Source organism: Mycobacterium sp. NGS27 (assembly GCF_059813005.1).
Genome location: NZ_JCALDT010000011.1, coordinates 46,017 through 60,500 on the forward strand (window position 1 = coordinate 46,017; position 14,484 = coordinate 60,500).

The 14,484-nt window shown below is 61.6% G+C and carries 12 protein-coding genes and 1 pseudogene; 5 read left to right on the forward strand and 8 right to left on the reverse strand.

The features are described 5' to 3' along the window. Positions 1-19: 19 nt before the first annotated feature. The 3 genes from AC5Y30_RS23575 to AC5Y30_RS23585 all read left to right on the forward strand — a co-directional run bounded on the left by AC5Y30_RS23575 (position 20) and on the right by AC5Y30_RS23585 (position 1,594). On the forward strand, positions 20-361 hold the full coding sequence (locus AC5Y30_RS23575; protein WP_101953443.1) for an antitoxin Xre/MbcA/ParS toxin-binding domain-containing protein: 342 nt from the start codon (positions 20-22) through the stop codon (positions 359-361). Next, positions 358-918, forward strand: coding sequence for an RES family NAD+ phosphorylase (locus AC5Y30_RS23580; RefSeq protein WP_499921457.1), 561 nt, complete (start codon positions 358-360; stop codon positions 916-918). Before AC5Y30_RS23575 ends, AC5Y30_RS23580 begins: the two co-directional genes overlap by 4 nt. Positions 919-1,192: 274 nt before the next feature. Then, positions 1,193-1,594 carry a hypothetical protein gene (locus tag AC5Y30_RS23585; RefSeq protein WP_499921458.1) on the forward strand — a complete coding sequence of 134 codons (402 nt, stop codon included), beginning with the start codon at positions 1,193-1,195 and terminating at the stop codon, positions 1,592-1,594. Between the two features lie 203 nt (positions 1,595-1,797). Here AC5Y30_RS23585 and AC5Y30_RS23590 read toward each other — a convergent pair whose 3' ends face one another. The 4 genes from AC5Y30_RS23590 to AC5Y30_RS23605 form a co-directional block, all read right to left on the reverse strand. Beyond that, on the reverse strand, positions 1,798-2,382 hold the full coding sequence (locus AC5Y30_RS23590; protein WP_499921460.1) for an ArsR family transcriptional regulator: 585 nt from the start codon (positions 2,380-2,382) through the stop codon (positions 1,798-1,800). A gap of 428 nt (positions 2,383-2,810) precedes the next feature. Beyond that, the gene (locus AC5Y30_RS23595; protein WP_499921461.1) at positions 2,811-4,202 is read right to left on the reverse strand and encodes an AAA family ATPase; all 1,392 of its coding nucleotides are present in this window, start codon (positions 4,200-4,202) and stop codon (positions 2,811-2,813) included. 151 nt (positions 4,203-4,353) lie between these two features. Then, on the reverse strand, positions 4,354-5,178 hold the full coding sequence (locus AC5Y30_RS23600) for a hypothetical protein (protein WP_499921463.1): 825 nt from the start codon (positions 5,176-5,178) through the stop codon (positions 4,354-4,356). A gap of 1,003 nt (positions 5,179-6,181) precedes the next feature. Beyond that, on the reverse strand, positions 6,182-6,442 hold the full coding sequence (locus tag AC5Y30_RS23605) for a helix-turn-helix domain-containing protein (RefSeq protein ID WP_499921465.1): 261 nt from the start codon (positions 6,440-6,442) through the stop codon (positions 6,182-6,184). A gap of 357 nt (positions 6,443-6,799) precedes the next feature. On the opposite strand from AC5Y30_RS23605, the pseudogene AC5Y30_RS23610 reads away from it, so the two are divergent. Next, positions 6,800-7,180: pseudogene (locus tag AC5Y30_RS23610) on the forward strand (TniQ family protein); the annotation flags it as partial. A gap of 276 nt (positions 7,181-7,456) precedes the next feature. After that, positions 7,457-7,939, forward strand: coding sequence for a hypothetical protein (locus tag AC5Y30_RS23615; protein ID WP_499921597.1), 483 nt, complete (start codon positions 7,457-7,459; stop codon positions 7,937-7,939). Between the two features lie 39 nt (positions 7,940-7,978). On the opposite strand, the gene AC5Y30_RS23620 is transcribed toward AC5Y30_RS23615, so the two are convergent. The 4 genes from AC5Y30_RS23620 to AC5Y30_RS23635 are packed head-to-tail and all read right to left on the reverse strand — an operon-like array spanning position 7,979 to position 14,232. Then, positions 7,979-10,264: a TniQ family protein gene (locus AC5Y30_RS23620; RefSeq protein WP_499921469.1), complete on the reverse strand. Its 2,286-nt coding sequence runs from the start codon at positions 10,262-10,264 to the stop codon at positions 7,979-7,981. A 19-nt stretch (positions 10,265-10,283) separates the two neighbouring features. Next, positions 10,284-11,444: an AAA family ATPase gene (locus AC5Y30_RS23625; RefSeq protein WP_499921471.1), complete on the reverse strand. Its 1,161-nt coding sequence runs from the start codon at positions 11,442-11,444 to the stop codon at positions 10,284-10,286. Further along, positions 11,441-13,570, reverse strand: a complete 2,130-nt coding sequence (locus AC5Y30_RS23630) for a TnsB C-terminal domain-containing protein (protein ID WP_499921593.1) — start codon at positions 13,568-13,570, stop codon at positions 11,441-11,443. The genes AC5Y30_RS23625 and AC5Y30_RS23630 overlap by 4 nt, the downstream gene beginning before the upstream one ends. Then, positions 13,567-14,232 (reverse strand): TnsA-like heteromeric transposase endonuclease subunit, encoded by a 666-nt coding sequence (locus AC5Y30_RS23635; RefSeq protein WP_224112302.1) that lies wholly within the window; start codon positions 14,230-14,232, stop codon positions 13,567-13,569. The genes AC5Y30_RS23630 and AC5Y30_RS23635 overlap by 4 nt, the downstream gene beginning before the upstream one ends. Positions 14,233-14,484 lie beyond the last annotated feature (252 nt).

Sequence of the window (14,484 nt, forward strand, 5' to 3'; positions counted from 1 at the left end):
GAAAGAAGACAAGCCGACTATGGGATTGAATGCGCTCGCCTCGACCGTGTCGAGCGCGATCGAGCGTCTGGGACTGACCTACGAAGAAGTTGGTGACATCGTCGAGGCCTCCCCGCGCTCTGTGGCGCGGTGGACGTCAGGCCAAGTAGTTCCACAACGACTAAACAAGCAACGTCTGATCGAGCTGGCTTACGTCGCCGACGCCCTGGCTGAAGTCCTCCCTCGCGACCAGGCGAACATGTGGATGTTCTCGCCCAACCGATTGCTAGAGCACCGCAAGCCGGCCGACCTCGTCCGAGATGGCGAATACCAACGAGTGCTGGCCCTCATCGACGCCATGGCCGAGGGAGTGTTCGTGTGAGCGATGCCCTCGATGAGGGGCTCGTCCAGCGCATCGACGCACGCGGCACCACTCCGTGGTCCGGCACGTGCTACCGATACACGACAGCTCATCGCGACGCGCTCTCCGGCGAAGGCGCACGACGGTTCGGTGGCCGATGGAACCCCCCACTGCTTTTTCCTGCCATCTATCTCGCCGACTCCGCCAAGGCCTGCATGGTCGAAGTCGAACGCGCCGCCAACGCAGCTGCCACCACCGCAACCAAGATGCTGGAGGCGGCCTACCGCTTGCACCATATCCAGATCGAAGAACTCAACGTTCTCGACTTGCGTACACCCGAATCTCGAGACGGGGTCGGTCTCGATGACGACGACGCCTACGGCGACGATTGGTCCGCTTGCCAAGCAGTCGGACACGCCGCTTGGTTCCTGCACATGCAGGGAATCCTTATTCCGGCCACCGGCGGCATCGGCCTCGTCATCTCTGCCTATGAACAGCGAACGCGCCCAGGACAACTACGTCTCACCAGCAGCGAAAACCTGACACCCGCGCTCTACACGCAATACCGCTCTGACTAACTCCGACGATGCCCGCCCCGTGCGCGCACAAAGTCCACCGGTGTACCTCATGCACGCGGCCTATAGCTATTAGGCGTATGCACCAAGGAGACGCGTACGTTCACTGCGGTCGGAACATCGTGCGATCGTGCATAACCGTTGACCTCCAGGATCTCCGCGCACTCCCCTGCTGGCGTCGCGCGGCACGCGGGATATTTCGTGGACAACTGCTTATCCACCAAAAAGTGCGAACATTGCGATTGTGGCGAAGACCTCTCCTACGTCTAGTACAGGCTTGACCGTAGAACCGGGCTACCCGCAGTGGTTCTCGGCCTTTCTGGCTGATCGCGCGGTACGCAAGCCCTCCCGACACACAGCCAAGGCATACCGGCAAGACTTCGCCGCGATCGCTGAGCTCTTGGCTGGCGACCGCACCCTGATCAGCGAGCTACCGGCTGGCGCTATCACGAAGGACGCGATGCGAACAGCGTTTGCCGCCTACGCCGATAACCACGAGGCCTCCTCGATCCGGCGCTGTTGGTCGACATGGAATACGTTGTGCAGCTTTCTGTACACCAGCGAGTTGCTTGAGTCCAATCCCATGCCGCTGATAGGTCGCCCCAAGGTCCCCAAGTCGTTGCCGAAAGGCCTTGGCGCTGAGATCGTTCGAACCGGCCCGCAATCCCTGGTTTTCTAATACCGCTGCCAACGCTTTCCGCGCGGCGTCGTACACCAACGCGTACGCACCAGTGGCATCGAAGTCTGCGATCTGCGCTGCCGATTCCAGGTGCGCACGAGCTTCACCTAGCATCCGATCGGCAGCGGCCCGATCCGGTTGCACCTGTTCGATCTGCTTATCCGCGATCAATGCGTCGACCGTCTCGCGTCCCTGATTCCACCTCATTCGTTGTTCCCCAATGCAATAAGCACGCGCGGTTTGCTGCGGACATCGGCCAGGAACGCGTCATCGGGCGCCTGGCTGTCCCACCGCTCAGGCAGAATTCGGATGATGTGCACGGGAAGCTGCAGGATTTTCTCCACCCGACGGGCCGCCTCATCGAGGTCGTCGAGGTCTGTGCTTCCGACGACGAGGACGTCGACGTCGCCGGGTGGCGGTCCGGGCTCACCGCCGTAGCGCCGCGCCCAAGAACCAAAAAGGTATGCCTGGCGTATCCCCTGGACCGCGGCGAGTTCGTCTGGGAGCACCGCAATCGGCCCGTAAGTCAAGGCCAGTAGCTCGGTCAACGGCCGAGCCAGCCGGCTCTCTCCGGCTCTAATCAGTCGCATGTTGCCGTACCGCCGCTCGTCGACAAGTCCGGCGGCAACCAAGCGCCCAACCTCGTGGTGCACCGCGGTGATGCTCGCCCCAAGGTACTTGGCGATCTCCGTGAGGCTGTATTCGCGATCCGGGCGCAGATACAACTGCGCGAGAAGCCCGCCCTGGAGCTGCGACCGTAGGATCGGCAACAACGCCGAAGTTTTCATAACTCACAATGTACCATGTGGGTTATATAAAATCGCATGTTAGAGGGTCCAGCCCGCCTCGTCATGCGTCACCGCTCGCGCCTTCCAGCGTCGGCGGCCTGGCGATCACCACCTTCTCGCGATGCTCGATCGGTAGATATGCCGATGCCGACGCTAGCCAGCAACACCCGTCGCGGATGTTATCCATGAGGTTTTGGATGCGCGCCCATTAGAGGACCTGCCCGACTCAGCGTCGATAATGACCAATTGCGCCGGATCGACAAGGTTGGCCTCGCGGCCACAGGAGAAGAATGCCCGGTTTTGGCCACCGAAGCTCGGAGTTCAAGTCCCCCTTCGACTCTGGTGGCGTGACGCAGCTCGGGAGGCATAGCTCGCCAAAGGGGCTCCCTTCTTCTAGCTGAGCTCGGGGAAGCTGTCGCGGTGGCTCGTCACAAGTACATCCCTGCCGGCAACTGGGCCCGGTATCGCCCGGTGCCGACTTCGGATAGCAACGTCGCGGTACTGATGCTTCCCTCGTCACCGGGGGCGAGCACGGCACGACGCACAACTTCACGAAGGTCACTGCCGCTGGTATTTTCAGGCAGCGCGGCTACGACGGTCGCAATGTCAATGGTCTGACCGCCAGGGATCTCGTTGATCAACACCGAGAGGATCCGGGCAGCCTGCGTGCTGTTTGGATAACCGACCTCGACGATGGAGTCGAATCGCCCCGTGCGGATCGCCGCCTTATCCAATGTGGCGGCATCGTTGGTGGACGCCAGTGTCAGGATGCGGGCGTTGGGTTCGATGTCCATTGCCTGCAACAGTTCCGACAGCCCCCCGTCACCGGTCGAGCGGTCCCGACACCAAAGGTCGACGTCCTCCAGGACGAGCAGCACCGGACCGTCGAGGCGCTGCGCCTCCTCGACGACGGCGGTCAGCAGCTCAGCACCCGCCTTGGCTTCGACGTAGATGACGGTGAAGTCGCCGACGACTTCGCTGGCCACGACCGCGCTAATCGCTGACTTGCCGGTGCCGGGTGGTCCGCACAGCAAAACCCCGCGGCGGACCCCCAAGCCGTGCCCGTTGAGCACGCTGTGGCGGTCGCGTACCGCGGTGACACCAAGATCGACCTCGGCCCACACCTCGTCGCCGACGATGACGTTGTCGCGCGTCGCGGTTGCGGGCAGGTCGATGACGTCCAGGCTCAGTCCGCGTTGGTAGGTGGCGCGCACCGCGCGGCCGCGGTACGGGTTGAGTGCGTTGGCGCGTTCGGCGAGCCGATCCAATAGCGCGCAAGCATCGGCTTGCTTATCGGGCGTCACGAAGGCACTCACGTGAGCGGACCGCATGACGTTCTCACGGGTCTCGATGTGGATGATGCATCCGGTGTCGTCGAGCAGCGTCCCGGCGGGAAAGTGCACACGCAGGCAGAGTGGATGGCGGTAACGTCGGGCGCCGATCTTGGCCTGCGTCCACGTTGGGGGGTGGGTGAATTCGCCTGGACCGATCTCGCAGTCCGGCCTGTGTTCCTCGATCCATTGCGCCAACGCCAGTGCAGTGGTCAGCCGTGATACCGGATGCAAGGGGCGTTCCTCGTCGAGCAGGTGCCCGCAGTCCGGTACGCCGAGGCAGCGGGCGGTGAATCGCTCAGCGTTCTCGGCACTGTCTTGTTCGGCGACGCCGACCAGCAACTCCCCGAGTGCGCGCAGCGCTGATCGCACATCGCCATGCTGGCTGTCCAGCCAGGCGTTGACGTCGGAGATGGGTCGGCGGACGAGGTCCGCGCTTCCGGTGAGCCCGGCAGGCAGATCGTTCGATTCGCTAGCGTTGCGGTTCATCGCGTTTGGGGTGATTCGGGGACAGGGCAGGCCAGCAGATTCTCACCTGCCTGCCGGGTCGTCAACGGGATTTCGTGTCGACGGCCGCGTATCGATCTCAGCGCTTCGCCGGTGATGGTTTGGCACTGAATACGTGCGTTGGTTGCTGCGGTCACGAGGTGGATAGGCGGGTTCCGCAAGCTGGGCACCATCTGAGCACATTGCCCAGCGATGCTTGTATCGAGCGCAGGTTGTCGCGGTGCAGTGTGCATGCTTGGCGGGCGAGATGGACGCGGATGGTGTCGATGATGAAGTCTGCCCGCTGTGCTGGGGTGCTGCCGTATCCCTCAACATCGATTGTGCCAGAGTCGATTACATCACCTTCGTCCAGTTCACGCTCGTAGCATTGGGGCGCACCATCACTGTCGCCCTCCGCCAGAGTACGGACGAAGCGACCGCTTGGCCGCAGGTCGAGTTCGATGCGCCACTCGCCGCGGCGTTCACAGAAGTAGAAGCTGCGGCCGTCGACTTCTCCGGTCCACTCTTCGGGGAACCACCCGCCATGTCGACGCACGATGACATCGCGCTGGCCCGCCAGCCAGGCCTGCAGGTCGGCTTCGGCGCTTTGCGCGTCGGCTTTGATCTGTTGGCCCTCTGGCGATTCCCAGAACGCCGCCAGGCCCTGGCGCCACTTCTGCCACGAGCGGCGGCGATCCTCGGACGTTCGTGTGCACACGCAATCAAATCCGTAGTCGTGAAGATCACTTTCGGGTAGCCGCGGGTGGCAGCCGCACCGGCATCGCTCGCCGCTGTCGATGTAGCGCCAATCCGTGAGTGCGTTGAGCGCGAGGTCGGCAAGCGTCTCGGGTTGCGGGGAGCGGTGCAGCTCGAATGCCGCCGCCAGGTGGTCGCGGTAGCGGCGGCGCGCCTCGGCGCGAGCGTTCTCGAGCTGTTCTCGGTAGTCGGCCTCACTTCGGACATGGGCGAAATCGACCATATGCATCTCCGGTTGGCCATCCATACCGTCGCGGCTGGCATGAGATCGCCATGGCGTCAGATTGATTTCGAGTTGACCGGTGATCGATATCGATTCGCAGCAAGAGCGACTGCTCGCCGCCCGTGGGATCACCCTCTGAGCGCCGTGACCGAAAACCCTTCAACGTCGACCTATGGTGAATAGTGTTTGGCCTCAATGTCTGCTTCATCAATCACCGTGCGGGTAGCCGGGAGACCAACTCGCGCTCCATGCAACACGATCGCCCGGTATTCGGTGAAGGTGGTTGCCCCACTGCTGAATTGGGTGAGCCGTTTCACGGATCGCGCATCAGGATTCCAGCCCTCCAACGTGCTGTCGGCAATGGCGCTGCGGTGCGCGCCTCGCTGGTCGGGTATGAGGTTGTTGGCGGTGTCGAGCCACTCCCGCCCAACCATGTGGTGACATGCCCAACCTCCATCACGCTCGCGCCCGCCCGGGAGCGGCAAGGTGGCCGCGGTGGCGGGTGGACCTGGCCGGCGGCACTGCGGGGCGTCTGATCGGCGGTGAACCGCCCCTTGCGCGGCCGGATCCTCACCCGTTGTCCGACTCTTCAGGTCAGTCAGCAGACCAGGTCCAATAGGGAGTGTAGCACTAGTAGGGCAGAACACCTTGTTTGCGTTGCATCGGATCGCGCATCTGGCCGCAGAAGTCGACACCCGCCTACGTCAACCGGAATGCAGCAGTATTTCGTAGGAGGCTTGGGATGTCGCTTACGCGCTGGTGCCGGTTCGGGCACGACAAGCAAATTAGCGACCGGCACATCGAGGGCCTCCGCGAGGCCGAAAAAGCTGCGTAAAGCAGGCCACGCCAGCCGAATTCGACACTGGATCAGCACATTGCGGGGTACACCCGCGTGCAGCACATAGAGAGCGTCCGCCTGCCCTCCGACCCCGCAAGTCCTCAGCTCGAGGAAACACTGTTGACAACAAATCTCGACCGAGTGGGTCAATAACCCCGACAGCAGTCATTTTATGCCCTCGAGCAGCTCCGAAGCGGACACGCCGAGGGCCTTCGCGATATCGAACAGTCTTTCGTGCAGGATGCCGCGGCGGCCGTACTCGAGGTCGATTAACACGTTGCGCGAAACACCGGACCTCAACGCAAGCTCCTCTTGGGTGTAGCCGCGCTCGATGCGCAGGGTCTGTATTCGAGTGCCCACCTGACGGCGTCGTCTCTCCCACACAACGACCCGTTTCGGGTCGTTTTGACTGGGGCGCGTCGGCACGCATACCAGTACCGCTGCAGATCCCGGAAAAGTCTGCCCTACTAGTAGGTCTAAATTATTAGTAAGGCCGCCCACCGAGCGTGGACCCCCGGATCTCGGTGCATGCGACGCGTTCACTGGCCTCGATACGCGAGTTTGCTCGGATTGGCGGGGGCGAGACTTGACTCTGCACAATTAGGACGCCGGAGCCCGAAATCCCGACATCCCAAACGCGCAGCACGGCAATAGCGAAACAACCCAGGATGCACTACTAGTAGTGCATCCTGGGTTGATGGTCACCGGGTGCTGCCACACGAGGTCGTCCCTCGCGGCGGCGGCGTAGAACGTTGGCGCGCAGTGCGGACTCTGCCGCTCCGGGTGAAACCGTTGCCAGAAGAGAGCCTTGAGTCGTGGCTGGAGGCGTTGGCTAGCCGCACAGACGCGACCTGGGGTCAAATTCTGCGCGCAGTAGAGATTTCGGGAACGCGGGGCAATACGGCCTCGCACTGGGCGGGGCGGGCCAACGTGTCGCTGACACCGGGGCAGGGGGACACCATCAGCTACTGCACGGGCGTCGAACCCCGCCTGCTTCAGGCGATGACTCTGCAACCGTGGATCAACGACACAAGCTGGCAACGCCCGTCTGCAGCCTCACTGCGCATGACTGGTTCGCGGTTCTGTCCCAAGTGCCTCGAGGAGCGCGGTGGCAGATGGCGGGTGTGGTGGCGGTTGCGGTGGGCATTCGTGTGCCCGACGCATGGATGCTTGCTCGCCGACGCGTGCGGCGTGTGCGGCGGTCTGCAGCGCACGGCACCGCCTCGCTTCAACGAGGTACCGAAGCTGGGGTCGTGCACCCGGGGTGTGACCCGATCCGGCGAGGGACCACGGTGCCGTGAGCCGTTGTCGGGTGCTCCTGCCATACGCCTAGGGACAGATCCGGCGGTGGTGACCCAATGCGAGCTTCTCCGCGTGCTTCGCGCGGGCTATGCGTCGGGTGGCATCTACGGGTCGTCGCCAGTGCCATCGACGATATTCATGGGAGATCTACACACGCTGGGCAGTTGGATGTTGCGCTACGCGCAGCCCTTTGATGGGGCCGCCCCGATCTCCGATCTGCTCTGGGAGCAGTTCGTGCTCGCAGCAAAGAACGGGTTTGCGCGGCCTTTGGTCACGGGTGGCGGTGCGCGGGTGGCGTGCTCGAGCGCCGCCGCCGATGCCGTTACCGCTTGTATGGCGATGCCCGTCCTCCAGGCTGATGACACCGAGATCGCCGCCCAGCGCCTGCAATGGCTGACGACGTCGATGCGCCGGCGTGGATTCTCACCGATGGATTCCCGGAACTGTTGGAACATCGGGCACAGCCTGTCACTGGACGCCCTTCGGCGGACGGTGCTTTCGTCGCGCAGGTTGCACCAATATCGGACGACTCGACCAATTCCCGGGGACTGGGCCGCAACTCAGCGCCGTGTGATCGGCAGCGTGCAGGCAACCATCGCTCGCCGGCTCTCGACGCGGTAGGTGGTCACGGAGCTGGTCACGCAGAGCGGTAAACGTCTCTCATGCACGCTGAGAAGACTGGCGCCGTTTGCGGGGGTCTCGGCAGACCGGGATGCCGTACTTTCTCGCTGCTCGACTCAAAGCGGAAAGAGAGACGCCGATGTCTTGAGCTATAGCGGTGAGGGTGCGCTGCTTGACGACGTGTTCTTCGTACAGCCAGTCCAAGATGTCCGGATCAATTTTGTAGTAGTGGCGAATTGGGATGCCATACTTTCGGGCTAGGTCGCCGACCGCCTCTCGCCCGGCGCCGACCTCGGCCGCGATGGCCGTCAGCGTCATGCCCTCGCGGCTGTACATGCGAAGGAGGTCTGCTTTTGTCAGGCGCGTCTCGGCGGGGTCGTTGCGAATCCGCCGGCGTGTCGCTGGTCGTACAAGCGGAAATTGCTCCAGCAGATACCTCACGACGTCGGCGGAAACCGCCAAATTGCGCGCGATTGCAGCCGTGGTCATTAAGGGATCCTGAGCTAGCTGGTGCACCTGCGTGACAGAAATCGAGTTGAGGTCCGATCCCGGCAACTCAAGGTCGTTAATTAGGGAGAACGGCGGCGCCCAGGTAAGGGGCTCGCCTATCACGTTGTTGTGCGATAGGTATTGCAGACCGGCACTGTTCAGAGCATCGATCAAGGCGGGTGTGAACATAGCGATCATCTCGGCGCGCACAGCATCGCGGTATTGCGTTGTCGTTTTAAATGGGGCAGCGCTTCGGGGCAGCATACTTATCCGCTCAAAGAGCCATGATCGCGCAATGTCGCCGACCCGGTTTCTCCAGGCGGGTCCGTGATAAGCGTTGTCGTAGATGGCATTCCATTGCTGGGCCGGCAGCAGGTCTCGGTAATCAAGCAGGCGACGTCGTTGGTAGTCGATCGGACTCGGGTTTTCGCGAAGATAGTCGGCCAGCCGCATCATCGTGGCGAGGATGTTTGGCCACAACCGGTGAGGGCGCAGTTCTGCGACCATGTAGGCGAATCTCCTGTCCGTCATCGACAGGCTCAGTCTGCGGGCGGCACTTGGCACCGTTGTCTGATGTCCGTGGCACACGAGCATGATCGAGAGCACTGGGCGGATCACGGAAAGAGTGCCGCGTCCGACGGTCAAGCGAAAAGACCACTCGCGCCAGAACAAGGTGGGGATTGACCGCAACGAGTTGGGGGTCAACGTGCGCGGATAGCGCGGCAAGCACGACGCTGTGCCGTATCGCATCCTATCCAACACCCCGAACGAAGGCTCGAATGCACGGATGTGAACGGCGTCCATCGTTGCAGTCGGGCCGCCGCAGCGAAGAAGCGTCGGCGTGAGCTCTCGTCCCGTTGCCTTCGCCCTTTCTATGAGCGGGCGAAGCCGCGACGCGGCATCTTCTACACTTTCACGTCCAATGACATCGAGGGCCAGCATGATTCCAAGCCCGGTGACCAACGCAGGTGCGCTCGCTGCGAAGGCCCCAGGTGTCGACCAGCGGTCCAGATTCAAACCGTAAGCTGCCGAATGCTCTCGAATATGACTATCTCCACGCATCTCGAGTGACTCTGCGATGTAGTCAAGCTTTGCCATCGACAGCATTCGCGCCGAAAGCAGTCGCACGTCTCGGAGGAAGTCAAGGGTCGACGTTGGCATCGCCTGATATATCCCACAGTCGATCACCGGCCGCGACAGCAGTCCCGATAGACGGCACTGCGCCACCATGATTGGGTGCTGCCGGGCTAAGTGTGGCGTCGCTGCATACGCGAGATCGCCGCCGCATCGGCGCTTCTCACCATCTAATTCAATATTCCTTGAACATCGACAGAGGTCCGGAATCTCGTGTGCCCGCAGCCACCACGGCATCACACGCTGAAACATTGCGCATTCGGGGCACACATCGACGAGCAGGCAACTGTGTACCTGGCAGGTGAAGATCCACGGAAGTCGCCACGATAATTGCCAGCGGCCGTTCGAGACGCGAAGACACTGCGGGCAAAATCTCGATCGCACGGACTTCCAGGTCGACCGCACCCGTCCGGTGGATCGATCGACGGTGATCAGATGCCCGTCGTAGTGAACGAGCGTCGAGGCTTCGACCGCAGCTTGCCAGATCCCAGTGGCATGGGCGATTGCTGCGGCTTCGCGGGTGTGAAGGCAGGCCGTGAGGTTCTCTCGAACGAGACCTGGCGGGTCGGCTGGCGTCGGCTCGAGCGCTGCGAGTAGATGGCCCCAAGGAGTTTCGAGCCTCCGCGCAATTGCACCCAACCACGACTCCAGGGCCTCTCCAGGGACCGGAGCCACCCTGATGGGCAGTGTGCGTGGCGGCATCGCTCAGCAGCGCCTGAATCTATGACACACGTGGCGGTCGCGCAGATCGCGCTCGCAGGCGGCGAGTGCGGAACGCTGCAGCGAGTTCTTTGCGCGCTTTTTCGGCTGCACTGTCAATCCTGAACGAGTCCAACACTTTCCGGCTCAATGTTTCAGTGCCGGTTCGAACCGCGCGGGCACATCCACGTCGGATGAGCTCCATGAGCGATCCGATGTGACCGGTGCTTCGTTCATAAAGATACTCTGACAAATCTTCCACCAGCATGCCCTGATGTTTGGCCCCCAGGACCAGTCGCTGCTCCACGGTGGCTAGAAGCGCGTTCCATTGGCGTCGTTCTTTGTCGTTTTGCAGACCGTAGGGCCGCATCTCCAACATTGTTGTGCGCCGGGCAGTTTGTTCTAGCACGATGTCGCCGTAACCTGCTCCCTCGAGGCTGCAGCACAGGTCCTCCATCAATACTCCGCGATCACCGAGCCCAATGCCGATGAACAGCAACGTTACTGGGAACTCGTTGGCGACATACTTGAAATGGTTGCTGATCTCCACTCCACCAGATCGCTGCCAGTGCAGGAAGTGGAGGTCATCGATGATCAGTAGCCTTGTCTCGCAGCTCAGTACGCAATCGAGCGCTTGCCGCCCTAGTTGATCGGTACTCCTGTTTCCGCGACGGTAGCCTGGATGCGCGTAAAAGTCGCACAGCGCGGCATTGAAGTCTTTCATACTGGTATTGCCGCGCATACCGATCCGGCAGACCGGCCAACGCTCGTTCCCGGCGACCGTGAATTCACCGCGCCGCCCAATCTCGCGCTTATGAAACTCCTTCGCGAAGGTTTCCGCCGCCCAGGTCTTGCCTAAGCCGGGGTAGCCGTCTATTGCCACTGCGCCCTTGGCATGATTTCCGTCCTGGGTGCTGCTATCCATGATGTCCCACAGATCTTCATGCAGCATCGCGAGCTGAGGTGTTCTTAACGGGCCGATGTTGTTGTGCCAGTCGGCTCGTCGCTGATTGTAGATGTCGGCTGCTGCATCGCCGAGACGGCGGATTTGGCTCCTTGAGAGTTCTTCGGGCCTGATCCGCCTGGGCGCCTCGACATACTCCCGCCATCCCTCCTTGCGCGACAGCGTCAGGTTGTCTAAGTTAACGGTCCTTTTCCGGCTCGCCACCCCGGTCGCGCTCATACGTCCTCCAATACATCCTCATAGAAGTGACCGTCGTCGATGCGCGGATCGTCGTCGAGTTCGTCGGCCAATCCCGGGTCATCTGGCCCAATCTCCGTCGCGGGCAGTGCACCGAGGATCCTTTTGGCCGTGGGCAGTTCGGGAACGCGCGCCGCTTGCTTGACATCCAGGGCCAAACTGGACTGCTCGCGAGACAAGCGCAGGGCAGCTCGTCGCTCGGCCATGGTGTGTCCTTGACCAAGGTTGCGGCGTTCGAGAAATTCAGACAATGCCAATTTGTCATCGAAATACCGGTGTTTAGCCTTCACCAGTTCACGGGCGAACAACAGCCCGTCCTCGTTCATTGGACCATCACACAGGTCGGCATGATCCCACATCAACGCGTGCCACCGACGGGTCGATTTGTGGTCGAAGAAGTAGATGAAGCGCACGTCGTTAGGGTCGACATGAAACGGCCACTGCCCGTGATGTTCTCGAAAGGAACTCTTCTCCCCCGGCCGATATCCCGTCAGTCCAGAACCGCGGTAGATACGGTTGTCGACCTGAACACCGTAATGCTGAATCGTCCGCCATTCCACTTTCAGGAAGTTATAGGCGAAGTCGGGTTCGCGCGGCGCCTCGATGTACCCGGCGCGCGCGACGCCATGCTCGAACATTTGCGCCGGGCTCAGTCCCAGTTTCCACAGGCCAACCTCTCCAACACCGTTGTGCGGCTTATTGTGGTAGCAGACGGCTATCCATTCACGAAGTAGTGCCTCCAACTCGTCGATGAAGAAGAAGGCCTCTCGTTCTGGAGCGGCGCCGCGGGAGTACACATCAGGGCCCTTGTAGCCAGGCAGCTCCTGCAAGAACCTTTGACGGACGGTCAGAAAGAACCGCTCCACGGGGCCTTTGTCGTACGCGACACGCACACGTGCGGGTTGGATCGAGATGCCAAGTTGCCGGCAGGTGCTCGCCACTTGCTCTGAGACGTAGATCTTGCCGTGATCAACGACCAGTGTCTCCGGCACGATTGCGGGCGCCGCCGCGAACACGCTTTTGCAGTGAAGCGCTTCGTCTTCGACCAGCACTGATCGTGGCACACCGTGCGGTGGCCACACGGCCTCAGCGGGCCAGTCCGCACCGGCCGGCGCTGGGCGAAATGATTGATAAAGGACTGCAGCGACATCGATCGACTTCGTCGTCGGGCTCAATCGCATACCGGTGATGCACCGCGAGTACCAGTCCATCGACACGGTGAGTTCCACACCTACCCATTTCAGGGTGTGTGGATCCATGGCGTACACATCAAGCGGTGTGGTGTCCATCAGCAGGTACTCGCCCGGCCGGGAAGGGTGCAACTGTCCGTACGGCCGATCCGGGCGGGCCGCGATGTCACGGATGCGCTTGGTGCTCGGCCGAAACAGTGGTTGGGTCAGCTCAAGCCGTCGCAAGATTCGATACGCCGTAGCTGGTGAGGGCAACCGCACGACACCCTTACCGTAGGTGGCGTTCAATCGTGCTTCGGCGTGGTTGATGATCAGGTCCATCGTCGGCTTCGACAAGTCCGTGTATTCGCGCATGATGTCTGATGCGGTCTGTTCGAATAACGCGAACTTGTTGCTGCCCAGAGCAGAATGAATCGCCTTCGCCGACAGCAATCCGACCTCGCCCTCGGCTTCATAGGCGCTAACCCAGCGCTCGATCGTACGCCGTCCGATGCCCAGCTCGTTCGCCTTGACGGCGAGACGTTTCATCCGCGGATTGGCGCTTTTGTAAGCAGACCGCGGTTCGTGCGGTAGCGCCGTTGCAGCGGAACCGGATCGATAACCCGTCACAACCTCGCGCACGTGTGCTGCGCGATCACGTGCATCGCAGCGCGCTTGCTCGGACACCGCGGCCCATTTAACCGATGGCGGGTATTCGGTGGAGCCGGTGATTTCGATGTCGAGGTCGTCGCTCAAGAGACGGCATCTCTGAGAGGGTCTCACTTCATCGAGCGCGAAACGGTGCACCGTGTCCCGTCGCAGCTCTCTCGCAAGGACCTCCGGCATGCCGGCGACCGGATGCATCTCGATGACTTCCAGGACCTCCCCGTCATAGATGAATTGCGTGCCCACACCTATGCGCACAGCGGCGGGCTTCACGATGCCCACTCAAGCACTGTTGATCGTTCAAGCCGAACATCTAGGTTTACCTCGAGCTCGTGGCGCCACAGCATGCTCAGCAACGCCGAACGGACCAGTGGTCGCGGGTGTCCCTCGATGAGCTTTTCAGCCTCGTCGATTGACCGACCGGCGAGATCTGCTCGCCGACAACGCAATTCAGCTAGAACGTCCTGGTTTATGAGCCACTCGCGCCGATAGCCCGCCAGGAAACGCACGTTGGCGAGGCGCACGGCGACCGGCTCATTCACCACCAAGTAGGACCAGCCCAACGATTCGACGATGTCCTTCGTCCACGCGCACAACCTCACGATCCGTGGATTAGTCACCCTTTCGGAGCGCACGACGTCCACCACAACCGGTCCTTCGTCGCTGTCCCAAAGGTAATCCAAAATGTGGCGCCGTTCCTGCCCGTCGACCTCGGCGGTCAATCGAAAAGGCTGCGCCACAATGCGATGCACAGTCACATCAAAATCTGCCAGGATAAGGTTCGCCAGCTCCAGGCGCGACTCGTAAATGACGTGATCGCGCTCAGTCGCCGACCAATACGTGCCCGAGTAGTGACGCTGCCCGAAATACCAGCGGAACGTGCGCCACGGCGCTGCGCGAAACAATGCTGCCGGCGACACCTCACCAGCCGGCACACACCGTTGCTCCCCCGCCGCAGACCGATACGCAACGGCCGCGGAACTCAAATCAACCCTGACTGATTCCGACATCACCACACCACGCGGTTAACCGCGACACCCCAGCGTCTCACCTTCTGCGGGTTTTGGCGCGAAAACAGTGTTAATAAGCGCGGTGCACCAACTAGCGCGACTAACTACTTTCTCAACTTCATGACGGAATCGCCAAGCGTTCGCCATTCCTGTGAGAAGTTCGCCATGCAAAATGAG

Coding starts and splice junctions, on each gene's coding strand:
- AC5Y30_RS23575 (WP_101953443.1), top strand. CDS start 20: ATGGGATTGAATGCGCTCGCCTCGACCGTGTCGAGCGCGATCGAGCGT.
- AC5Y30_RS23590 (WP_499921460.1), bottom strand. CDS start 2,382: ATGAAAACTTCGGCGTTGTTGCCGATCCTACGGTCGCAGCTCCAGGGC.
- AC5Y30_RS23595 (WP_499921461.1), bottom strand. CDS start 4,202: ATGAACCGCAACGCTAGCGAATCGAACGATCTGCCTGCCGGGCTCACC.
- AC5Y30_RS23600 (WP_499921463.1), bottom strand. CDS start 5,178: ATGGTCGATTTCGCCCATGTCCGAAGTGAGGCCGACTACCGAGAACAG.
- AC5Y30_RS23615 (WP_499921597.1), top strand. CDS start 7,457: ATGGGAGATCTACACACGCTGGGCAGTTGGATGTTGCGCTACGCGCAG.
- AC5Y30_RS23620 (WP_499921469.1), bottom strand. CDS start 10,264: ATGCCGCCACGCACACTGCCCATCAGGGTGGCTCCGGTCCCTGGAGAG.
- AC5Y30_RS23625 (WP_499921471.1), bottom strand. CDS start 11,444: ATGAGCGCGACCGGGGTGGCGAGCCGGAAAAGGACCGTTAACTTAGAC.